The sequence below is a fragment of the Janthinobacterium sp. P210005 genome (assembly GCF_036231865.1).
Classification (GTDB): domain Bacteria; phylum Pseudomonadota; class Gammaproteobacteria; order Burkholderiales; family Burkholderiaceae_D; genus Janthinobacterium; species Janthinobacterium kumbetense.
Genome location: NZ_JAZARC010000003.1, coordinates 186748 through 207921 on the forward strand (window position 1 = coordinate 186748; position 21174 = coordinate 207921).

Consider the following 21174-nt stretch of genomic DNA (forward strand, 5'->3'; position numbering starts at 1 on the left):
CGGACTCGCTGAAAAGCCCCCCTCGCGGGGGAAGGGCCGGTTAACGGCGGCTAGGAAGGCGGATGCAGCATGAATGCCGCTCCAGAGGGGAAATGGCTGAAACCAACAGCAGAAAACAGAACTGACGTCATGTGAAACTCCCGATTTTTTTCCCGATGCGCTGTATCTGGACGCGGTCATTGCCGCGTGCGCTTTTTTTGTCTTCGCGTGATCCGCTGGGGACCACATGAAGAGCTAGTGTAGATCGCAACATTTAAAAAATGCAACAGTGTTTTTCCAACAGAGCGCTCCATTAGGGGAAGTAGTCCAAAACAAAAGTTGCAGCTTGTGGTAGATCAAACTTTCCAACGATACAGCGCTGATAAATGTTCAATTCTTAACAAAAATTCGCGTAGTGACCCATTTCTTGAATTTTTTGACATGGCGATCTCGACAAGTTTAGTGTCCCCCTACCCGGCGTCATGCCACCACAAAACGGCAGGCTATCCGCCCGCCGCCAGGCACGCCGGGGTGGCCACCAGGCATCGCGGCCAGCTCATTCACCATTTCCTTAACCGATACCATGGAGCAGAAATGAATTTACGTTTGACGATAGTTGCCGCATCCATCGCCGCCCTGCCGCTGATGGCCACCACGGCAGATGCCGCCTCGCCGCTGCCACAGACCCTGATGGCCGCCCCGGTCAGCCTGGCCTCTCCACAAGAGAACGCCAGCCTGGTCAACAAGCTGGCCGCGCAGGCACGCAGCCGCGGCCTGAATACCGAGCATGGCTTTGCCGTCGGCGCCCAGCATCCGGGCGTCAGCGGCACGCGTGTGAGCCGCGTACAGCACACCTACAAGGGCTTGCCCGTCTTCGGTTCCGAGACGGTCGTGGTCAGCAACAACGCCGGCGACATCGTCAGCGAATCCGTGTCGGACCGCGCTTCCGGCCTCGGTAGCGGCGGCGTCAATTCCGTCACCCGCAGCGCCACCACCGATATCGACACCACGCCGGCCGTCAGCGCCGCCGCCGCCATCGCCGCCGCCGTGAAAAGCATCGGCGTGCCGGCCGTCGACCACGTGCCGCCGCATGCGCAACTGCTGATCTATCCCGTGATGAAAACGGTGCGCGTGGCCGGCGCCGAGAACAAGTCGGAAGCCGCGCTGAACGCCCTTGACGTGCAGGACGTGGTCGACCACTACGAGCTGGCCTACCTGGTGCAGACGCGCATGATCAGCGGTAACAAGCCCGTCTACTACGACACCGTCGTCAGCGCCAAGGATGGCCGCATCCTGCGCCAGTGGAAAGCCCTGAAAACCGTGGCCGGCATCGGCAACAGCCAGTACAACGGCCAGGTACCGCTCAACACCACGCTCACGGGCAGCACCTACACCATGAAAGACCCCAGCCGCGGCACCGGCGGCAGCTTCGGCGGCATGGCCATCACGAATGCCAACCACGGCACCACCTCGGGCAGCGTGTACAGCAGCACCAGCAATACCTGGGGCGACGGCCAGCAATACATCAACGGCGGCAGCACCACCAACGCCAACGGCCAGACGGCGGCCGTGAACGCGATGTGGGGCCTGATGAACACCTACGACACGCACAAGAATGTGCTGGGCTGGTCCAGCCTGGACGGCAACAACACGGCCACCCACATCGCCGCCCACGTCAACACGGCCTACGACAACGCCTACTACGACAGCAGCTGCAAGTGCATGTACATCGGCGACGGCGGCAGCTCGTTCAACAACCTCGGTTCCATCGACGTGATCGGCCACGAAATGGGCCACGGCATCACGGACGCCACCTCGGGCCTGATCTACTCGCAAGAGTCGGGCGGCTTGAACGAATCGAGCTCCGACATCGCCGGCGAGATGGTGGAAGCCTATGCGCGCGCCGGCGGCACGGGCACCAGCATCCCCAACACGGGCAACGATTGGATGACGGGCAAGGAAATCGCCAAGAATGGCCAGCCGCTGCGTTGGCTGTACAAGCCAAGCAAGGATGGCAGCAGCCCGAATGCGTGGAGCAGCACCATCAAGAACCTCGACGTCCACTATAGCAGCGGCCCGAACAACCGCATGTTCTACTTCCTGTCGCAGGGTTCGAACTCCACGTCCAGCAGCGACTACTACAGCTCGTACCTGAACAAAAGCCCGCTGGCCATGACCGGTATCGGCAGCGACAAGGCTTACCGCATCTGGTTCAAGGCCGCCACCACCAAGTTCACCTCGTCGACCAACTATGCCGACGCGCGCAACAAGGTGCTGCAGGCAGCCGAGGAACTGTATGGCGTGGGTAGCGCCGAGGCTATCGCCGTCAAGCGCGCGTATGCGGCCATCAACGTGGGCGCCGACGTCGATGAATCGACCACGGGCGGCGCGGTGACCATCACCAGCCAGCCGGCCAGCATCACCGTCGCACCGGGCGCCACCGCCTCGTTCGCCGTGGGCGCGGGCGGCGGCACGGCACCGTACACCTACAAGTGGTACCGCAACGGCGCCGTGATCAGCGGCGCCACGTCGCCTGCCTACAGCTTCACGACCGTGGCGGCCGATAGCGGCGCCGTGTTCAAGGCCACGGTGACGGATTCGTCCTCGCCCGCCGTGACGGCCACGTCGAACAACGCCACGCTGACGGTGGGCACGAGCAGCGCCACCGAACGCGTGACGAACGGCGGCTTCGAGTCCGGCGCCACGGGCTGGAGCGGCACCACGGGCGCTATCGGCACCTTCACGGGCCAAACCGCATACGAAGGCACGCAGTATGCCTGGCTGGGCGGCAATGGCGCCACAGCCAGCGAGTCGCTGACGCAAAGCGTGGCCATTCCGGCCGCCGCCACGTCCGCCAGCTTGAGCTTCGCGCTGCACATCGACACGGCTGAAACGGGCAATACCGTGTACGACAAGCTGGTCGTCACCGTGAAGAACAGCGCCGGCACGGTGCTGGGCACCCTGGCCACGTATTCGAACGTGAACAAGGCAGCCGGCTACCAGATCCGTACGTTTGACCTGATCGCCTACAAGGGCCAGACCGTGCAGATCTCGTTCGCCGCGACCGAGGACGCATCGCTGCAAACCTCGTTCGTGATCGACAAGGTCAGCCTGGTTACCCAGTAAGCGGCTGAACCTGCGGGCAAGCCATCGATACAAGGCTTGCCCGCACAGCACGATTGATTTTCTGGCAATTACAGTCTACCCTGAGGCAGTGATTGCATCTTGCCTGCTGCCGGTACCCGCGACGAATTGAACTTTTTTTGGATTGTTCCTGACCGATGCCTACTTCGACCTTGTCCGCACGCGCTTTCCCCCATTCCAGCCTGTCCATTTTTACGCCTGCCACCATGCTCGCCTGACGCGGCCATGCAGTTCCACCTCCAGGTGCAGGGCCCTGCCGGCAGCCAGGCGCTGGCCATCGACGCCGCCAGCGAGGCCGAGGCGATCCGCGCGGCCGTGCGCGGCGGCTGGCGCGTGCTGGCCGTCGACGATGGCGCGGCGCAGGAGGCTGGCGTCGCGCCGCGCCTGGGCAAGCAGGGCTTGCCCCTGCTGCAATTCAGCCAGGAGCTGCTGGCCCTGCTCGAAGCGGGCCTGAACCTGGGCGAGGCCATGGCCACCCTGCACAACAAGGAAACGCGCGCGGGCGCCAAGGCCACCCTGGCCGCCATCGTGCTCACCCTGCAGCAAGGGCAAAGCTTTTCCGACACCCTGGCCGGTTTCCCCGACATCTTCCCCGACATTTACATCGCCACCGTGCATGCGGCCGAACGCTCGGGCAACCTGCCCGAGGCGCTGGCGCGCTTCGTCGGCTACCAGCTGCAGTTCGACGCCATCCGTAAAAAACTCATTTCCGCCGCCATCTACCCGTGCATGCTGCTCGTCGTCGGCGGTCTGGTGACCCTGTTCCTGCTCGGCTACGTGGTGCCGAAGTTCAGCGTCGTCTACGAAAGCTCGGGCCGCGAAATCCCGTGGATGTCGCAAATGCTGCTGGGTTTTGGCCAGACCCTGGCCGCGCATCCGCTGCTGTGTGCCACGGCGCTCGCCGCCGCCGTTGGCGCCGTGGTCTTCGGCATCGCCAATACTGGTGCGCGCCAGGCCCTCGTCTTGCGCCTGCTGCGCCTGCCCGTGCTGGCCGGGAAGGCGGCGGAATTCCGCCTGGCGCGCTTTTACCGCGCCCTGAGCCTGCTGCTGCACGCCGGCATCCCGCTGCACAAGGCGCTGGCCATGGTCGCCCCCATGCTGCTGCCGGCGCAGCAGGAGCAGTTGGCGCAGGCGCGCCGCGCGGTGCAGGAGGGCATGCCGTTTTCCACCGCGCTGGAACACGCCGCCATGGCCACGCCCGTGGCGCAATCGCTGCTGAAAGTGGGAGAAAACACGGGCCGCCTGGGCGACATGCTGGAACGCTCGGCCAAGTTCCACGACGAGGAATTCGCCCGCTGGGTGGACTGGGCCTCGCGCCTGCTCGAGCCGCTCTTGATGACCGTCATCGGCGTCGTCATCGGCGGCGTGGTGGTGCTGATGTACATGCCGATCTTTGAACTGGCCGGGAGCTTATCGTGAACGTTATCGTGAAGGTCATGCCATGAACGCACGCGACGAAGAACGGGCCGTGCTCGATGCGGCCATGCTGCGCCGCGCCCACGCCAGCGCACTGGAACAGGGCCGCCCGCAGATGGCCGTGCTGCAGGAAACGGCGGCCCTGCCGCCCGAAGTCTTCCTGCGCCAGCTGGCCGCCCTGTTCCGCTATCCTGCGTGGACGATGGCCGAACTGCAGGCCGCCATGCCCGCCTTTGCCCTGCTGCCCTACACGGATTGCGCCCAGCGCGACTGCGTGCTGCTGCAGCCGGGCGCCCCCGGCGCACCGCCCGTGCTTGTCATCGGCAATCCCTTCAGCGAAGACCTGCTGCAGTGGGCCGACTTCGCCCTGTCCACGCCCTTCACCGTGGCGCTGGCCCATCCGGACGACCTGGCCGCCTATTTGCTGCAGCAGGAAAGCGTGCAGCAGGCGATGCAGGAAATACAGCACGGGGATGACGTTCCAGGACTCGACCAAAGCATCGAAGACATCTCGCTGATCCGCATCAGCGAGGACAGCAGTCCGGTAGTCAAGCTGGTGAACTCCACCATCTACGACGCCCTGAAATTTCAGGCCAGCGACATCCACCTCGAATGCGACGTGGCCAGCCTGGTCATCAAATACCGCGTCGACGGCGTGCTGGTGCAGGCGGGCCAGGTGCAGGGACTGGCGATGGCGGAACAGATCATCTCGCGCATCAAGGTCATGGCCGACCTCGACATCGCCGAGCGTCGCATCCCCCAGGATGGCCGCTTCAAGGTGCGCGTGAAAGGGGCGGAGATCGATTTCCGCGTTTCCATCATGCCCAATATCTTTGGCGAGGACGCAGTGCTGCGCCTGCTGGACCGGCGCGCACTGACGGAGGCGGCGCAGGCGCTGCGCCTGGAAAGCCTGGGCCTGAACGAGGACGCCATCGAACAGATACGGCGCCTGGCCACCAAGCCGCACGGCATGCTGCTGGTGACGGGTCCCACGGGTTCCGGCAAGACCACCACCTTGTACGCGGCCATCACGGAAATCAATACGGGGCGCGACAAGATCGTCACCATCGAGGACCCCGTCGAATACCGCTTGCCGCGCGTGCTGCAGATTCCCGTCAACGAAAAAAAGGGGCTGACGTTCGCGCGCGGCCTGCGCTCCATCCTGCGCCATGATCCCGACAAGATCATGATCGGCGAAATCCGCGACGACGAGACGGCGCAGATCGCCGTGCAGGCGGCGCTGACGGGCCACCTGGTGTTTACCACCGTGCATGCGAATAACGTCTTTGATGTGGTCGGCCGCTTCCTGCACATGGGCGTCGACGCCTACAGCTTTGCGGCGGCCCTGAACGGCATCGTGGCGCAGCGCCTGCTGCGCCTCAATTGCGCCCATTGCGCCGTCGACGCCAGCGCCGAGGTGCTGGCCGATGCGCAGCAGCTGCGCGACAGCGGCCTGGCCCTGCACCAGGTGCAGGACTGGCAATTCATGGCCGGCAAGGGCTGCGGCCACTGCCGCGGCACCGGCTACAAGGGGCGCAAGGCCGTCGCCGAGGTCCTGATGCTCAGCGATGCGATGCGCGAAATGATCTGCACGCGCGCGCCCCTGAGCCAGATGAAGGAAGAGGCGGCGCGCAACGGTTTTCGCCTGGCGCGCGAAGCGGGCCTGGACCTGGTGCGGCGCGGCGAAACCACTTTAGCGGAGCTCAATCGTGTCACTTATTGAACGCCTTACCCGGGCCACCCTGTGCCTGCACCTGGCGCCGCACGGATTGGACGGCGTGCTGCGCCGCGCCGGCCGTCCCGTAACGGACAGCGCTTTTCACGTGCCCATCCTAAATCCCGACGCCAGCTGGGAAGTGGCGCTGGCCGCCCTGCGCGGCTGGCTCGAACAGCACAATGAAAAAAAACTGCCGCTGGCCGTCAGCCTGGCCAGCCGCTGGTGCGCCATGCTGATGGTGCCGTGGAGCGGCGCCCTGCTCGACCGGGCCAGCGCGCAGCGCTTCCTGCATAGCCAGTTCGCTGCCGTCTACGGTGATGGCGCGCGCGCCTGGCGCCTGGCTGCCGACGATGCGCCCTATGGCAAGCCACGCCTGGCCTGCGGCATCGATGCGGCCCTGCTGCAAGGCGTGCAGGATGCGGCGGCCGCGCATGGACGGCGCTGCCTGTCCCTTGAACCCATCGTCGGGCCGGCCTGGCGCAGCATCGCCGGCGGCAGACCTGCCGCCTTCGCCTTGGTGGAAGCGGGACGGCTGCTGTTGGCAACGACGGGCGGCGGGCGCATCACGGGCCTGCATAGCCAGTCCTGCGGCGCCGCCTGGGGCGACGAACTGGATCGGGCGTGGCGGCGCTGGAACTTGCGCGCACCACAGCTGGACGCGATCGAACACGTGGCGCTGCTCGACTTGAGCGGCATGCCGCAGGACGAGCTGCCGGCGCGCTTCCAGTCCCTTCCCGTGGCCGGCGCCGCCCACCTGATGCGGGAGGCCGCATGGGCCTGAGCCGCCTGGAGTTGCTGGCGCCCGGCGCAGTGCAGATATTCAAGGGCTGGCGCCTGGCCCTGTGCCTAGCGGGCGGCTTGCTGCTGCTGCCGGCCGCCGTGTACTGGCTGGTGCAGGTGCAGGAAACGCGGCGCCTGGAAGCGCAGCTGGCGCAGCTGGAACCCGCGCGTCCCGTGCGCGCGCCCTTGTCCGCCAGCCAGCAGCGCGAACGCGACATCGAACTGAAACAGGTGGCCGCCGCCGTGCGCCAGCTTAACCTGCCCGTCACGCGCCTGGTCAAGACCGTGCAGGCGCCGCGCGACGTGCGCGTGGCCTTGCTGGGGCTGGACCTGAACGCACAGCAGGGACAGGATGGCGCCAGCGTCCTGAAGATCGCCGCCGAGGCGGAAACGCCGCAGGACATGCTCAACTACCTGGCCTTCCTGAACCAGCAGCCCATGTTCAGCTCCGTGTACCTGCTCAAGCACGAGATGAACGCGAACGCCCCCGAACACCCGTACCGTTTTCAGCTGGAGGCGCAATGGCGGCAATAAAACCCGTATTCAAAGCCAGCACGCCCGTGGCCCGCGCGCGCCTGCAGCTGCGCATGCCGCCGCGCCTGGCGTGGGAAGCGCAACGTTTGTGGCGCACCCTCGGCTGGCCCAGCGCCCTCGGCGCGGCCTGCCTGGCGCTGGCCGCTTTCGCCATGCAGCAGGGCGATGCGCTGGCCGCACGCCAGCAGCAATTGGCGGCGCAACTGGCCGCTGCTGCCAGACAGTCGGCGCTGCCGCCGGCACCCATCACGCTCGATGCCGATGCGGACAGCCTGGCCGCCTTTCACGCCTACCTGCCCGCGCATGACAGCATTCCCGACCAATTGAAGGCCTTGCTGGAAGTGGCGCAAAAGAGCGGCGTCACCCTGGCCAAGGCCGACTACAAGCCGCAGGAAGACGGCAACACGGCCTTTTTGCGCTACCAGATCACGCTGCCCGTCAAAGCCGAATACGCGCAGCTGCAGACTTTTATCGTCGATGCCCTGCAGGCGCTGCCCACCCTGACGCTCGACTCCGTGCTGTTCAAGCGCGAGCAGATCGAGGCGGGCGAGATCGACGCGCGCATCCAGTTCATCCTGCTGGTGAAAAAAGCGGAGGTACGCCGATGAAAAAAGCCGTACTGGGAGGCGCCGCCGTGGCCACCTTGCTGGCCGCCCTCTTCGCGCCCGAGGATGAAGGCAGCATCGTGGGACCGGCCACGGCCACCACGCGCCAGGTGGAGCGAGTGACGCCAGCACCCTTGCTTCCCGATGCCGCGGTGCCGGCGTCTGGCCGTCCGCTGGCGATCCATCCGCGGCGCGCGCTCGACGATGACGAAGCGGCCACCCTGTTTTCTAAGCAAAGCTGGCAGCCGGAGACGCCGAAAAAGATCATGCTCGACCAGCAGGCCGCCCAGGCTGCGCTGCCTGCTGCCCGCGCCGATGCGAACGCACCGCCGCCACTGCCCTTTCAATTCCTTGGCCGCTTCGTCGACGAAGGCAAGGCTGCCTACTTCCTGCAAGCGGGCGACCGCAACGTGGTGGCGCGTCCCGGCGACACGCTCGAAGAGCGCTACCGCTTCGACGGCATGGTGCAAGGCGCACTGCAATTTACCTATCTGCCGCTCAACCAGAAACAGACACTCGCCGTAGGGGACCTCAATTGAAACGACGCGCCGCACGTATGTCTCGTACTATCATCACCCTGCTCCCGATGCTGTCCCTGCTGGCTGCCTGCGCCGGCAACCAGGCCTACAACGATGGCCAGGCCATGCTGGGCGCTGGCCGCACCGAACAGGGCCTGGCCCTGCTGGAACAGGCGGCGCAAGCCGAGCCGACCAACGCCAAGTACCGCATCGCCGTCACCAATGGCAGGATGCGCGCGCTGAACAACCTGAATGGCCGCGCCGAAGCGCTGCGCCAGCAAGGCAAGCTACCCGAGGCGCAAGCGCTGTACCAGCAGGCGCTGGCGCTGGACACCAGCAACGATGTGGCGCAGCGGGGCCTGGCCGGCGTGGCGCAGGAGGAACGGCACCGCAAGCTGGTGCAGGAAGCGCAGGCCAGCTACCAGCGCGGCGGCGAAGCGAATATCGCGCAGGCGCAGGAAGCCTTGCGCCAGGTGCTGCAGGAGCGCCCCACACAGCGCGAGGCGCTGGCCCTGAAAAGCCGCATCGGCGAGGCGCAGTCAAAAAACCTGCCATCCGGCGGCAAGCTGGCGGCCGCCTACCGCAAACCCGTGACGTTGGAATTTCGCGATGCGCCGCTACGCTCCGTGTTTGACTTCATCAGCAAGGTGTCGGGCCTGAACTTCGTCTTCGACAAGGAAGTCGACCCGGCCCTGCGCGCCACCATCTCCGTGCGCGACACCAGCATCGAAGAGGCGATCGCCATGCTGCTGGGCGCGAACCAGCTGGAACAAAGCGTCACCAGCGACAAGTCGATCACGATTTACCCGAACACGCCGCAAAAGGTGAAGGATTACCAGCAGCTCGTGGTACGCACCTTCTTTCTCGCCAATGCGGACGTCAAGACGGTGGCGTTTTCCATCAAGACCCTGCTCAAGGCCAAGGACGTCGTCACCGACGAGCGCCTGGGCATCATCATGCTGCGCGATACGCCGGAAATGGTACGCATGGCCGAGCGCATCATCAACGTGCAGGACCTGGCCGACCCGGAAGTGATGCTGGAGGTCGAAGTGCTGGAAGTGAAGCGGACGCGCCTGATGGAGCTGGGCGTGCGCTGGCCGGACCAGGCCAGCCTCACGCTGGCCGGCGTCGGCACGGGATTGGGCGGCCTGAAGGTGGCCGACCTGCACCGCATCAATGGCGACAACATCAACCTGGGCATCGGCGGCGTCACCCTGAACGCCAACAAGACGGACAGCGACAGCAATATCCTGGCCAATCCGCGCATTCGCGTGCGCAACAAGGAAAAGGCCAAGATCCTGATCGGCGACCGCGTGCCCGTCATTACCGTCACGACGAATAACGGCGTCAGTTCCGACAGCGTCAACTACATCGATGTGGGCCTGAAGCTCGACGTCGAACCGAACGTCTACCTGGACGACGAAGTGGCCATCAAGATCAACCTGGAAGTGTCGAATGTCGTCAAGGAAGTCATCAGCAAGACGGGCACGCAGGCTTACCAGATCGGCACGCGCAGCGCCTCGACGGTCCTGCGCCTGAAAGACGGCGAAACGCAGGTGCTGGCAGGTCTGATCAGCGACGAGGACCGGGGCACGGCCAACAAGGTGCCGGGCGTGGGCGAACTGCCCGTGCTGAACCGCCTGTTCGGCAGCCAGAAGGACGACGCCATGCGCAGCGAGATCGTGCTGTCGATTACGCCGCGCCTGCTGCGCAGCATCCGCCGCCCGGACCTGATGACGGCCGAATTCAATTCCGGCACCGAGGCATCCGTGGGCGGCCGCGCCAGCGTGGGTGGTAGCCCCGAAGCCGTCGCCGCGCCCGAGCAGGCCGCCCCACGCAGCGGCTCGCCCATGACGGGCGGCGACGAGGCGCCAGCGGCCGGCGACAAGGCCACTGTCAAAGGTGGCCAGTGAGGTGGCCAGTGAAGCAGCGGGGCTTTACCTTCATCGAGCTGATGATCACCCTGGCGATCATGGCGACTCTGGCCACGGTCGCCGTGCCGATGGCGCAGGTGGCGCAGCAAAGGGCGAAGGAACAGGAGTTGCGCAACGCCCTGATCGAGATACGCGAAGCGATCGATACCTACAAGCGCGCCTCGGACAATGGCCGCATCAAGCTGTCGCTGGGAGGATCCGGCTATCCGAAAAAACTCGAGGAACTGGTCGAGGGCGTGCCCGACCAGCGCAGTCCCTCGAAACAGAACATCTATTTTTTGCGCCGCCTGCCGCGCGACCCGTTCCAGCCCAGGGAAGAAGGCAGCGCGGCCGACAGCTGGAGCAAGCGCGCCTATGCCTCGCCGCCCGACAATCCCAGCGAAGGCGAGGACGTGTTCGACGTCGCCTCGCGCTCGATCAAGGTGGGCCTGAACGGCGTACCGCTCAATCAATGGTGACCCCCATGCCCCATTCATCCCCGCGGCGCGGTTTTACGCTGGTCGAACTGCTGGTGGTGCTGGCCATCATCTCGCTGCTGCTGACGATCGCCATTCCCCGCTATTTCGGCTCGGTGGAGAAATCGAAGGAGGTCGCCCTGAAGGAAAACCTGCAGGTACTCAGGAGCGGCCTGGATAAATACTATGCCGACAAGGGCGAGTATCCGGCCGCACTGACCGACCTGGTGACCCACCATTACTTCCGCAACGTACCGTTGGACCCCGTCACGGAGTCCGCCGCCACCTGGCAACTGATCCCTTCACCGAATGGCGAAATCGGCGGCGTGGCGGACGTGCGCAGCGGCGCCAAGGGCAAGACGCGCGAGGGCATCCCCTTTGAGCAGCTCTAGTTTCCAGTGCCGCGCACGGGGTTTCGCGTATATCTGGACCCTGATGCTGGTGGCCTTCATGGGCGTGGGTTTGGTGCTGGCCAGCGAATTGCATGCCACGGCCGCGCGGCGCGACAAGGAGCGCGAGCTGCTGTTCATCGGCCATGAATTCCGCAACGCGCTGGGGCGCTACTACGACAGCACGCCGGGCGACGGGCGGCCCCGCTATCCATTGACCTTGCAGGAACTGCTGCGCGACCCGCGCTTCGCCAACGCCCGGCGGCATTTGCGCCGCCTGTATGCGGACCCCTTCACGGGCAAGGCGGAATGGGGCGTGCTGCGACAGGAGGGCCGCATCGTCGGCATCCATTCGCTGTCGCCGCAACTGCCCATCAAGCAGGACAATTTTCTCGACGAAGACGCCAGCCTGCGCCGCAAGCAACGCTACGCGAACTGGCACTTCACGTATCCGCACGACCTGGTGCTGGCCCCGCCCGATGCCGCCGGCGGAGCACCCGGGCTCAAACCGAAAGGCGCGAACTGATATCATGCCCGCATTCCATATTCAGCATCGAACAAAGGAGCAGGCATGAGCATAGGTGGCACTTCCATCGAACAAGCATTGGCATCGCTGTCGGACATGACGTCCGGCATGGTCGCCATCGGCAAGGACGAACATGCACAGCGCATCGCCAAGGCGCAGGCGTTCATGCGCAAACAGGGCATCGCCGCGATCTACCTGAACGCGGGTGCCAACCTCACCTATTTCACGGGTACCAAGTGGTATGCCAGCGAACGCATGGTGGGCGCCATCCTGCCGGCCAGCGGAGAGCTCGAGTACATCGCCCCCGCCTTCGAAGAAAGCACCCTGACGGGTTTCATGGTCATCGAGGGCAAGGTCAATTGCTGGGAAGAGCATGAAAGCCCGTACCAGCTGTTCGTCGACGTGCTGGCACGCATGGGCATAGCCCAGGATGCGGCCGTGCCGCCGCGCGTGGGCATCTGCGAAAGCGCCGCCTTCTTCATCTACGACGGCATCAAGCCGCTGGCCCCCGGCTACGCGCTGGAAAATGCGCGCGCCGTGACGGCATACTGCCGCAGCCGCAAGTCGCCGGCCGAAATCGCCCTGATGCAGCGCGTGATGGACATGACCCTGGCCGTGCACGTGGCCACGGCCAGCATGCTGCATGAAGGCATCACGACGGTGGAAGTGGAAGAATTCATCCAGCGCGCGCATCGCAAGGTGGGAGCGCCCCGCTCGTATTTCTGCATCGTGCTGTTCGGCGAGGCGACGGCCTATCCGCATGGCGTCAACTACGTGCAAACGCTGAAGGCGGGTGACACGGTGCTGATCGACACGGGCTGCCAAGTGATGAACTACATCTCCGACATCACGCGCACCTATGTGTTTGGCGCCATCAGCGCGCGCCAGCGCAGCGTGTGGAACAGCGAAAAGGCGGCGCAGACCGCGGCGTTTTCCGCCGCGCAGCTGGGCGTACCCTGCGGCGACGTGGACCGCGCGGCGCGCGTCTCTTTGGCGTCGGACGGCTTTGGCCCCGGCTACAAGCTGCCCGGCCTGCCGCACCGCACGGGCCACGGCATCGGCCTCGATATCCACGAATGGCCTTACCTGGTGGGCAATGACACGACGCCGCTGGACGTGGGCATGTGCTTCTCGAACGAGCCGATGATCTGCATCCCCGGCGAATTCGGCATCCGCCACGAAGACCATTTTTACATGACGGAAAACGGCCCGCGCTGGTTCACCGAACCAGCACACAGCATCGACGATCCGTTCGGGCTGAAGGTTTAAGCCGCCTTCGTCAACGCCAGCCGCCGTGCCGCTGGCACGGTGGTCATCGCCGGCGCACTTCCCTGCGCCAGCTTGAACACGGCCAGCGCCGTGCCCAGTTGCACGGCCTGTTCCTGCAGCGATTCGGCCGCCGCCGATGCCTCTTCCACCAGCGCGGAATTTTGCTGCGTCATTTGATCCATGCTGCCGATGGCCACGCCGATATCGCCGATGCCAGCGCTTTGCGCCTGGCTGGCGGCGCTGATCTCGGCCATGATGTCGGCCACTTTTTTCACGGAATCGACGATCTGGCCCATGGTCAGCCCCGCCTCGTCGACCAGCTTCGAGCCGACATTCACCTTGGCCACCGAATCGCCTATCAATTGCTTGATTTCGCGCGCCGCTGCCGCGCTGCGCTGCGCCAGGTTGCGCACTTCGGACGCCACCACGGCAAAACCCCGTCCCTGTTCGCCCGCGCGCGCCGCTTCCACCGCGGCATTCAGGGCCAGGATATTCGTCTGGAAGGCGATGCCGTCGATGACGCCGATGATGTCGACAATGCGTCTGGATGAATCGTTGATCTCGCCCATCGTGGTGACCACCTGGCTGACCACTTGCCCCCCCTTCACGGCAACCGACGATGCCGACACCACCAGTTCATGCGCCTGGCCGGCGTTGGCCGCGTTGTCGCGCACGGTGGCGGTCAGGCTATCCATGCTGCGCGCTGTCTGATCCAGGCTGCCCGCCTGCGATTCCGTGCGCGCGGCCAGATCCGCATTGCCCTGGGCGATTTCCGCGCTGGCCACCTGGATGGTTTCAGCCGACGCCTTGATGTCCGAGACCATGCCGCCGAGCTTGGCGCGCATGTCCTTCAACGCCGCCAGCAAGCTGCCCTGGTCGCCCGCCTCGGTCACGATATTCATCGAGAGGTCGCCATCGGCCACGGCGCGCGCGATCTGGCGCGCGTATTCGGGTTCACCGCCCAGCTGCTGCCAGATGGCGCGCACGACGAAATGCGACACGGCCACCAGGCAGACGATGACGGCCAGCGCCACAGCGATGCTGGTATTGAGCGCATTGCGCACATTGGCCGCGCTGCGTTCGATGCCCTGCTTGAACTGTATTTGCGCCTGTTCGTTGGTCTTTGCCAGATCCGTGTTGAGCACCGCCAGCGCGCCCTGCATGCGCGCCACGGTCGCTTGCGGGTCGCCTTCCTCCATTTCCAGCATGATGCGCGCCGCGCTCAGCGCCGGCGCATAGTAGGCATCGAATTCCCTGGCCAGGCGCTGGCCCTGTTCGCGCTGGCCGGGGATCGCCGCAAAGGCCGCCAGCTTGGCGCGCAGCTTGACGGCCTGGCCGCCGACTTGCCCGATACGCTCCTTGTCGCCTTCGCTGACGGCATCGCGCAGGGCGTCGCCGACGGCGGCCACGTCCAGGGTCAGCGACTTGGCCATGTCAAGCACGGGATAGTCGGCGCTTTCAGTGGCGTGGATGGAATTGAGCGTGGCCGTGGACAGATAGGCGCTGACGGCCAGCCCCAGCCCGAAAATCACGGCCGAGACGACAGGCAGCGCCCATATCTTGCGTTTGATGCTCATTGCTGTCTCCTGATGTTGATCGATTGTCGGGCCGCCGCATGGCGCGCGGCCCGAGCAGGCTTTATGGCGCCGTCAGCACCACTTTGACGGTGCCGTCGACGGCACTCTTTTCGATATAGCCGATGGCTTTCGGATCGGCGGCCACGGCCTTCTTCACGTCGGCGCTATTGGCCACTTCCTTCGGCAAGGTCGCCTTGCCCGTGAAGACCAGCTTGGACCACAGGGCCTTCGCCTGCGACGGCTCCTTGTCCGTCACCTTTTTGTAGAACTCGGCGCGTACGGGGGCGCTTTCCGGCTGGTCGATCGGCGTCATGGCCGTCGATTTACCGAGGAAAAACTGCGCCACCTGTTCATTCGTCATGGTACCGGCGGCGCTCTTCGGATTGACCACCACGACCACTTCGGCCCTGGCGGGAACAGCGTTCGACAGCGCCAGCAAGGCAGCCACATACAAGATCAATGGTTTCATGCGGCGCTCCTTAGAAAACGAAATCGATGGCGGCGGCAGCCACCGTGACGGGACCGTGGAAACCGGGCTTGGCTTGCACGAACAGGCCGGGGCCATTCTTCGGCTTGATGCGGTCGATCTGCACCTTCAGCGCGGCCGAACGGTGGAAGTCCCAGCGCACGCCGATGCTGTCCGTCGACTGCTCCAGCTGATTACGCATATACGCGAGGGTGTCGACACCGGCCGACAGGGTGCGCAACGTCAGCGTGCAGGCGGCCGGATACCCGGCAGGGCAGGATGCAGGCACGGTGTTGTTCACGCGGCCATCGGCCTTCAGGCTGGCGTGGCTGTAGTACGGCAGGAAGGCACCGATGCGATAGCCGCCCATCACGTACCACGAAGTGCTGTCGCTGACATAGCTGTCCGTCTTGCGCTTCGCATATTCGGACTGCACCAGGACATTGTTCCAGTCCAGGCCCAGGCCCACGGACGTGAATGACGCCTTCTTGTCCTTGACTTCCAGCGCATCGGCCAGGGCACCCAGCTGGGCGATCCGGTAGCCGCTGCCGGCCGCGCGCAAGCTGCCCATCAAGGTGTTCAGGCTGGGCGAATCGTTGATCGTCAACTTGGTTTCGGCACGGCCGAAGCGCACGGTGACGGGGCCATGCTCGGCCACCACGTTGAGGGCGACGATGGACTTGCCTTCCACCTGCACGGTCGAATCGGGACCCGTGGCCAGGGTGGCCTTGGTGCGGCCCAGCGCCAGCTGCGTGGTGATGCTGGTATCGCCCGCGCTGAACTGATAGGTACCGTCGACGCCATCGATGCTGTTCAGGGGAACCTGCGAATACATTTCGCCGGGCGGGCGCAGCATAGTGTTGGCATAGCCCACGTTGCGATAATCGGAAATCATGAAGACGGGCAGACCCATGCGACCGACGCGCACGCTGAAGCTGTCCGACACCTTCGCCTTGGCAAAGGCCCAGGCCAGTTCGGCGCCGAAATCGTCCTCGCCATCCTTGCGCGCCAGGCCCTGCACGGTGGCCGACAACCAGGGATTGACGGTGACATTAGCTTGCAAGCCCAGGTTGGAATCGATACCCGTGCGGGCAGTGCGGCCGGCGCCGGCAGCCTGGTTCGGGCGCGCGAACTGCGCGTTGTCGGTATCGGCCATGGTCAGGGCGGCAGTACCGTAACCGCTGATCTTGACCGCGGGACCAGGGGCCTCTTCGGCATAGGCATGGCTGATGGCCAGGGGCATGGCCAACAGGAAAATCAGGACGTGTTTATTCATAGTAATTAAATACCCGTAGCGGTGAACGTTAATCGTGGAATGGGACTCGCGGTCGATGGCTCACCGGCCGTAAAAGGCCGGGTCCGTTTTTTTCGCGCCGCCACCGCATCGTTGAGCGTGTTTGGCGGCGTGACCAGTGAGTAAAACCATGCTACAGAGAAAAGGTTTTACGTTGGAAAGTTTTCTTGAAGCAATGAGCGAATTCGCCCGTTTTCAAGGAAAAAGCACGCGTTCTAGAGGTATTTATCTAAATAGCACGCTGTGCAAAACCACACTTAGGCTATATTTTTCATACACTTATGGATAATTCAAGAGAAAAATAATCCGACTAAAAAAAAAACGCCACCCACACGAAAATCGCGGGTGGCGACGGTCAATGCCGTACTGCAGAAACGCTTACTCGCGCTTCGATACCAAGGTCAAAATATCGTAGCTGGCCACCAATTCTTCGTTCTGGTTCGTCACCTGCACGTCCCACGCGACCACGCCCTGTCCCACGCCAAACACGTCCTTGCGGTTGCGGTCGACCTTGCGCTTACACGTCAGGCGCGCGCGGATGGTGTCACCGATGGCGACGGGAGCGACGAAACGCAGGTTGTCCAGGCCATAATTGGCCAGCACGGGGCCGACGCCGGGCGAGACGAACAGGCCCGCAGCGGCCGACAGCACGAAGTAGCCATGGGCGATGCGCTTGCCGAACTGCGACTCCTTGGCGGCGATTTCATCGAAGTGCATGTAGAAGAAGTCGCCCGAGATGCCGCCGAAGGCGACGATGTCCGCTTCACTGACGGTGCGGCGATGCGTGAGCAGCGAGTCGCCCGTCTTCAAGTCCTCGAAGTGCTTGCGGAACGGGTGGATCGGGCTTTCGTTGACGTCCGCGCCACGCACGTACTCGCCCGTGATGGCCGCCAGCATGGTCGGCGAGCCTTGCACGGCCGCCCGTTGCAGGTAGTGGCGCACGGCGCGCACGCCGCCCAGCTCCTCGCCGCCGCCCGCGCGGCCAGGGCCGCCGTGCTTCAGCTGCGGCAGGGGCGAGCCATGGCCCGTTGAATCGATGGACGCTACGCGCTCGAGCACATGCACGCGGCCATGCGTGGCCGCCACTTGCGGCACCACGCGCGCGGCAATCTTCGGATCGCGCGTCACCAGGGTGCTCACTAGGCTGCCCTTGCCGCGTGCGGCCAGGGCCAGCGCCTCGTCGATCTCCTTGTAGCCCATCATGGTACTGACGGGGCCGAACGCTTCCACGTCATGCACGGCGTCGTTGCCGAAGGCGTCGCGGCACAGCAGCAGGGTCGGCGAGAAGAAGCTGCCATCCTGCGCACCATCACCGAGCGGATTGAAACCGTCGGCCGCGCCGAACACTACCTCGTTACCCTGCGACAGGGTCGCGACACGTTCGGCCACGTCGTTCTGCTGTTCTTTCGATGCCAGGGCGCCCATGCGCACGCCCTCGATGGACGGGTCGCCCACCACCACCTTGGCCAGGCGCTCGCGCAGGCGCGTGCCGACGGCGTCCATCAGGTGCTCGGGCACGATGATGCGGCGAATGGCCGTGCACTTCTGGCCCGACTTGCCCGTCATCTCGCGCACGACTTCCTTGACGAACAGGTCGAATTCCACGTCGTCCGGCGTGACGTCCGGCGCCAGGATGGCGCAGTTGAGCGAATCGGCCTCGCCGTTGAACGGCACGGACTGGGCGATCAGGTTCGGATTCGTGCGCAGCTTGGCGGCCGTGGCGGCCGATCCCGTGAAGGTGACGAAATCCTGGCCATTCAAGCGGTCCAGCAAGTCGCCCGTGGAACCGATCACCAATTGCAGGCTGCCAGCCGGCAGCAAGCCCGATTCGTGCATCATGCGCACGACGGCCTGCGTCAGGTAGCTCGTCGCCGTGGCCGGCTTGGCGATGCAGGGCATGGCCGCCAGGAAGCTCGGGGCGAATTTTTCCAGCAAGCCCCAGATAGGGAAGTTGAAGGCGTTGATGTGCACGGCCAGGCCGCCGCGCGGCACCAGGATGTGCGTACCGGCGAAGCCGCCCTTCTTGCCCAGCGCGATAGCCGGGCCTTCGTGCAGCACGTTCGACGACGGCAGCTCGTTGCTGCCCATGCTGGCGTAGGCGAACAGGGTGCCCGTTCCGCCTTCGATATCGACCCAGCTGTCGGCGCGCGTGGCGCCCGACAGGTGCGAGATCGCGTACAGTTCTTCCTTGCGCTCGACCAGGTACAGCGCCAGTGCCTTCAGGCGGGCGGCGCGCTGCTGGAAGTCCAGCGCCATCAGACCGGGCACACCCGTCTTGCGCGCATACGTGACGGCTTCGTCGAAATCGATCTTTTCCGCATGCGTGTGATAGATGACGCGGTTGTTCAAGGCGCTGTGCAGGGGCACGGCGGCGCTTTCGCCCAGCCAGCGGCCGGCGATCAGGCTTTGCAGGGTGGATATGTGAGCCATGTGGTTTACTCCTATGTTGGTTTACTGCGTGCTTACTGCGCTGCGGCGTTCTTGTGCAAATGCAGCGGCAAGGCCGATTCGAAATTCAGGCGTTGGCGGTTCGCCTCGACTTCCGTCAGGGCTTCCACTTCGCGCATCGTGTGCATGGAGCGTACGGCCAGTTCGTGGTACTGGCCCGTGCCCGAGCTTTTCCATTTGATTTCATCGTCGGTGAGCGCGCGCATCACCTTGGCCGGCGTGCCCACCACCATGCTGCGCGGCGCGACGATCATGCCCGCCTTGACGAAACTCATGGCCGCGACAATGGATTCCTCGCCGATGATGGCGTTATCCATCACCACGGCATTCATGCCGACGAGCGCATTGCGGCCGATGCGGCAGCCATGCAGCACGGCGCCGTGGCCGATATGGCCGTCGACTTCGACCACCGTGTCGCAGCCGGGAAAACCGTGCATGACGCAGGTGTCCTGCAGGTTCGCGCCCTCTTCCAGGATCAAGCGGCCGAAGTCGCCGCGGATCGAGGCCAGCGGGCCGATATAGCAGCGCGGGCCGACGATCACGTCGCCGATCAGCACGGCCGACGGGTGCACGTAGGCGCTGGGGTGGACGACGGGGGTGACGCCGTTGATTTCATACACTTTGACCATACAGACTCCTTACATGCCCAGATAGGCGCTTTGTACCTGCTCGTTATGCAGCAATTCGGGACCGGGGCCGGACAGCGTGATGGCGCCCGTCTCGATCACATAGCCCACGTCGGCGATCGACAGGGCGGCATGCGCATTCTGCTCGACGAGGAAGATGGTGATGCCCTGGTCCCGCAACTCGGCCACGATGCGGAAGATTTCCGCGATCAGCAAAGGCGCCAGGCCCATGCTCGGTTCGTCGAGCAGCAGCAGTTGCGGGCGGCCCATCAGCGCGCGCGCCATGGCCAGCATCTGCTGCTGTCCGCCGGAGAGCGTCCCGGCCAGCAGCAAGCGCTTTTCCTTCAGAATCGGGAACAGGCCGTACATGCGCTCCATGTCGCCCGCCACGTCCTGCGGCGGGCGCGTGAAGGCGCCCAGGCGCAGATTGTCTTCCACCGTCATGGGGCCGAACACTTGCCGCCCTTCCGGCACCTGGCAAATGCCGCTGCGCACGCGCTTGTCCGCGCTCATGCGGCTGACGTCCTGGCCGGCGAAGGCGATGCTACCGGCACTGATCGGCTGCACGCCGGAGATGGCACGCAACAGGGTCGTCTTGCCAGCGCCATTCGCGCCCACCAGCGCCACCAGCTGGCCCTGGCGCACCTGCAGGTCGATGCCGTGCAGGGCCTGGATGCGGCCGTAATGACTGGTCAGCCCTTTGATATCGAGTACCAGGGGAGCCTGAATTTCATTTTGCATCATGCCGCCACTCCCAGATACGCTGCCACCACGTCAGGATTGGCGCGCACTTCGGCGGCAGTCCCTTCGGCCAGCTTCTTGCCATAGTCGAGCACCAGGATATGGTCCGACAGATTCATCACCAGTTTCATGTCATGCTCGACCAGCACCACCGTCACGCCCGACTGCGCCACCTTGCGTATCAAGGCTTCGATTTCGCCCGTTTCCGTGTGGTTCAGGCCTGCGGCCGGTTCATCGAGCAGCAGCACCTTCGGCTTGGCGGCCAGCGCGCGGGCGATTTCCAGGCGCTTCAAGGCGCCGTACGACATCTGCCCCGCTTCGTCATCGATATGCCGTCCCACGCCGACAAACTCCATCAAACTGGCCGCCTCGTCGCGGCAAGCCGCATCGGCGCGGCGCACGGACGGCAAGCGCAGCATGGAAGCGAACAGGTTCTGGTTCAGGCGCAAATGCGCGCCCACCATCACATTGTCGATGGCCGTCATGTTCATGCACACCTGCAGGTTCTGGAAGGTGCGGCTCATGCCGCGCCGCGCCAGCGCATCGGGCGACATGGCGGCCACGTTTTCGCCATTGAGCAGGATCTCGCCTTTGGTGGGCGTGTACACGCCCGTGATCAGGTTGAACAGGGTCGTCTTGCCGGCGCCGTTCGGGCCGATCACGGAATGGATATTACCTTCCTTGACAGTGAAGCTCACGTCCTGCACCGCGTGCACGCCGCCAAAGCTCTTGCTCAGATTGTTAATCGTCAGCATG

19 protein-coding genes are annotated in these 21174 nt (G+C 64.6%); 12 read left to right on the plus strand and 7 right to left on the minus strand.

The genetic code is table 11. The features are described 5' to 3' along the window. Positions 1 to 573 precede the first annotated feature (573 nt). From VPH40_RS14495 to VPH40_RS14550, 12 genes are all read left to right on the plus strand, one after another. Complete coding sequence (locus VPH40_RS14495) at positions 574 to 3105, plus strand: M4 family metallopeptidase (protein ID WP_328573769.1); 2532 nt, start codon at positions 574 to 576, stop codon at positions 3103 to 3105. Between the two features lie 243 nt (positions 3106 to 3348). Then, the gene (locus tag VPH40_RS14500; protein WP_251350219.1) at positions 3349 to 4542 is read left to right on the plus strand and encodes a type II secretion system F family protein; all 1194 of its coding nucleotides are present in this window, start codon (positions 3349 to 3351) and stop codon (positions 4540 to 4542) included. A gap of 22 nt (positions 4543 to 4564) precedes the next feature. After that, positions 4565 to 6262 carry a GspE/PulE family protein gene (locus VPH40_RS14505; protein ID WP_328573770.1) on the plus strand — a complete coding sequence of 566 codons (1698 nt, stop codon included), beginning with the start codon at positions 4565 to 4567 and terminating at the stop codon, positions 6260 to 6262. Then, positions 6249 to 7037, plus strand: coding sequence for a hypothetical protein (locus tag VPH40_RS14510; RefSeq protein WP_328573771.1), 789 nt, complete (start codon positions 6249 to 6251; stop codon positions 7035 to 7037). Before VPH40_RS14505 ends, VPH40_RS14510 begins: the two co-directional genes overlap by 14 nt. Continuing rightward, entirely contained in the window at positions 7028 to 7570 is a 543-nt protein-coding gene (locus VPH40_RS14515) for a hypothetical protein (RefSeq protein WP_328573772.1), read from the plus strand. Before VPH40_RS14510 ends, VPH40_RS14515 begins: the two co-directional genes overlap by 10 nt. Next, a complete protein-coding gene (pilO, locus tag VPH40_RS14520) occupies positions 7558 to 8178 on the plus strand; it encodes a type 4a pilus biogenesis protein PilO (protein ID WP_092607661.1) in 621 nt (206 codons plus the stop codon). Before VPH40_RS14515 ends, pilO begins: the two co-directional genes overlap by 13 nt. Continuing rightward, the gene (locus tag VPH40_RS14525; RefSeq protein WP_289913085.1) at positions 8175 to 8714 is read left to right on the plus strand and encodes a hypothetical protein; all 540 of its coding nucleotides are present in this window, start codon (positions 8175 to 8177) and stop codon (positions 8712 to 8714) included. Before pilO ends, VPH40_RS14525 begins: the two co-directional genes overlap by 4 nt. Positions 8715 to 8731: 17 nt before the next feature. After that, positions 8732 to 10606 (plus strand): secretin and TonB N-terminal domain-containing protein, encoded by a 1875-nt coding sequence (locus tag VPH40_RS14530; RefSeq protein WP_328573773.1) that lies wholly within the window; start codon positions 8732 to 8734, stop codon positions 10604 to 10606. Next, complete coding sequence (locus tag VPH40_RS14535) at positions 10603 to 11085, plus strand: type II secretion system protein (protein ID WP_328573774.1); 483 nt, start codon at positions 10603 to 10605, stop codon at positions 11083 to 11085. The genes VPH40_RS14530 and VPH40_RS14535 overlap by 4 nt, the downstream gene beginning before the upstream one ends. Positions 11086 to 11090: 5 nt before the next feature. After that, positions 11091 to 11474 carry a type II secretion system protein gene (locus VPH40_RS14540; RefSeq protein ID WP_328573775.1) on the plus strand — a complete coding sequence of 128 codons (384 nt, stop codon included), beginning with the start codon at positions 11091 to 11093 and terminating at the stop codon, positions 11472 to 11474. Beyond that, entirely contained in the window at positions 11461 to 11997 is a 537-nt protein-coding gene (locus tag VPH40_RS14545) for a type II secretion system protein (protein ID WP_328573776.1), read from the plus strand. The genes VPH40_RS14540 and VPH40_RS14545 overlap by 14 nt, the downstream gene beginning before the upstream one ends. 45 nt (positions 11998 to 12042) lie before the next feature. Continuing rightward, positions 12043 to 13266 carry a M24 family metallopeptidase gene (locus VPH40_RS14550; protein WP_328573777.1) on the plus strand — a complete coding sequence of 408 codons (1224 nt, stop codon included), beginning with the start codon at positions 12043 to 12045 and terminating at the stop codon, positions 13264 to 13266. On the opposite strand, the gene VPH40_RS14555 is transcribed toward VPH40_RS14550, so the two are convergent. The 7 genes from VPH40_RS14555 to VPH40_RS14585 all read right to left on the minus strand — a co-directional run bounded on the left by VPH40_RS14555 (position 13263) and on the right by VPH40_RS14585 (position 21173). Continuing rightward, positions 13263 to 14843, minus strand: a complete 1581-nt coding sequence (locus VPH40_RS14555) for a methyl-accepting chemotaxis protein (protein WP_328573778.1) — start codon at positions 14841 to 14843, stop codon at positions 13263 to 13265. The genes VPH40_RS14550 and VPH40_RS14555 overlap by 4 nt on opposite strands. Positions 14844 to 14904: 61 nt before the next feature. Beyond that, entirely contained in the window at positions 14905 to 15312 is a 408-nt protein-coding gene (locus VPH40_RS14560; protein WP_328573779.1) for a hypothetical protein, read from the minus strand. Positions 15313 to 15322: 10 nt separating this feature from the next. After that, entirely contained in the window at positions 15323 to 16585 is a 1263-nt protein-coding gene (locus tag VPH40_RS14565) for a hypothetical protein (protein WP_328573780.1), read from the minus strand. Between the two features lie 396 nt (positions 16586 to 16981). Continuing rightward, the gene (paaZ, locus tag VPH40_RS14570) at positions 16982 to 19033 is read right to left on the minus strand and encodes a phenylacetic acid degradation bifunctional protein PaaZ (RefSeq protein ID WP_328573781.1); all 2052 of its coding nucleotides are present in this window, start codon (positions 19031 to 19033) and stop codon (positions 16982 to 16984) included. Positions 19034 to 19065: 32 nt separating this feature from the next. Next, a complete protein-coding gene (paaY, locus tag VPH40_RS14575) occupies positions 19066 to 19680 on the minus strand; it encodes a phenylacetic acid degradation protein PaaY (RefSeq protein ID WP_099666450.1) in 615 nt (204 codons plus the stop codon). Between the two features lie 9 nt (positions 19681 to 19689). Continuing rightward, complete coding sequence (locus tag VPH40_RS14580; RefSeq protein WP_099668356.1) at positions 19690 to 20418, minus strand: ABC transporter ATP-binding protein; 729 nt, start codon at positions 20416 to 20418, stop codon at positions 19690 to 19692. Then, complete coding sequence (locus tag VPH40_RS14585; RefSeq protein ID WP_099666449.1) at positions 20418 to 21173, minus strand: ABC transporter ATP-binding protein; 756 nt, start codon at positions 21171 to 21173, stop codon at positions 20418 to 20420. The genes VPH40_RS14580 and VPH40_RS14585 overlap by 1 nt, the downstream gene beginning before the upstream one ends. Between the last annotated feature and the right edge of the window lies 1 nt (position 21174).

Coding starts and splice junctions, on each gene's coding strand:
- paaY (WP_099666450.1), bottom strand. CDS start 19,680: ATGGTCAAAGTGTATGAAATCAACGGCGTCACCCCCGTCGTCCACCCC.
- VPH40_RS14550 (WP_328573777.1), top strand. CDS start 12,043: ATGAGCATAGGTGGCACTTCCATCGAACAAGCATTGGCATCGCTGTCG.
- VPH40_RS14500 (WP_251350219.1), top strand. CDS start 3,349: ATGCAGTTCCACCTCCAGGTGCAGGGCCCTGCCGGCAGCCAGGCGCTG.
- VPH40_RS14560 (WP_328573779.1), bottom strand. CDS start 15,312: ATGAAACCATTGATCTTGTATGTGGCTGCCTTGCTGGCGCTGTCGAAC.
- paaZ (WP_328573781.1), bottom strand. CDS start 19,033: ATGGCTCACATATCCACCCTGCAAAGCCTGATCGCCGGCCGCTGGCTG.
- VPH40_RS14580 (WP_099668356.1), bottom strand. CDS start 20,418: ATGCAAAATGAAATTCAGGCTCCCCTGGTACTCGATATCAAAGGGCTG.
- pilO (WP_092607661.1), top strand. CDS start 7,558: ATGGCGGCAATAAAACCCGTATTCAAAGCCAGCACGCCCGTGGCCCGC.
- VPH40_RS14525 (WP_289913085.1), top strand. CDS start 8,175: ATGAAAAAAGCCGTACTGGGAGGCGCCGCCGTGGCCACCTTGCTGGCC.
- VPH40_RS14565 (WP_328573780.1), bottom strand. CDS start 16,585: ATGAATAAACACGTCCTGATTTTCCTGTTGGCCATGCCCCTGGCCATC.
- VPH40_RS14495 (WP_328573769.1), top strand. CDS start 574: ATGAATTTACGTTTGACGATAGTTGCCGCATCCATCGCCGCCCTGCCG.
- VPH40_RS14555 (WP_328573778.1), bottom strand. CDS start 14,843: ATGAGCATCAAACGCAAGATATGGGCGCTGCCTGTCGTCTCGGCCGTG.
- VPH40_RS14515 (WP_328573772.1), top strand. CDS start 7,028: ATGGGCCTGAGCCGCCTGGAGTTGCTGGCGCCCGGCGCAGTGCAGATA.
- VPH40_RS14540 (WP_328573775.1), top strand. CDS start 11,091: ATGCCCCATTCATCCCCGCGGCGCGGTTTTACGCTGGTCGAACTGCTG.
- VPH40_RS14530 (WP_328573773.1), top strand. CDS start 8,732: ATGTCTCGTACTATCATCACCCTGCTCCCGATGCTGTCCCTGCTGGCT.
- VPH40_RS14585 (WP_099666449.1), bottom strand. CDS start 21,173: ATGCTGACGATTAACAATCTGAGCAAGAGCTTTGGCGGCGTGCACGCG.
- VPH40_RS14505 (WP_328573770.1), top strand. CDS start 4,565: ATGAACGCACGCGACGAAGAACGGGCCGTGCTCGATGCGGCCATGCTG.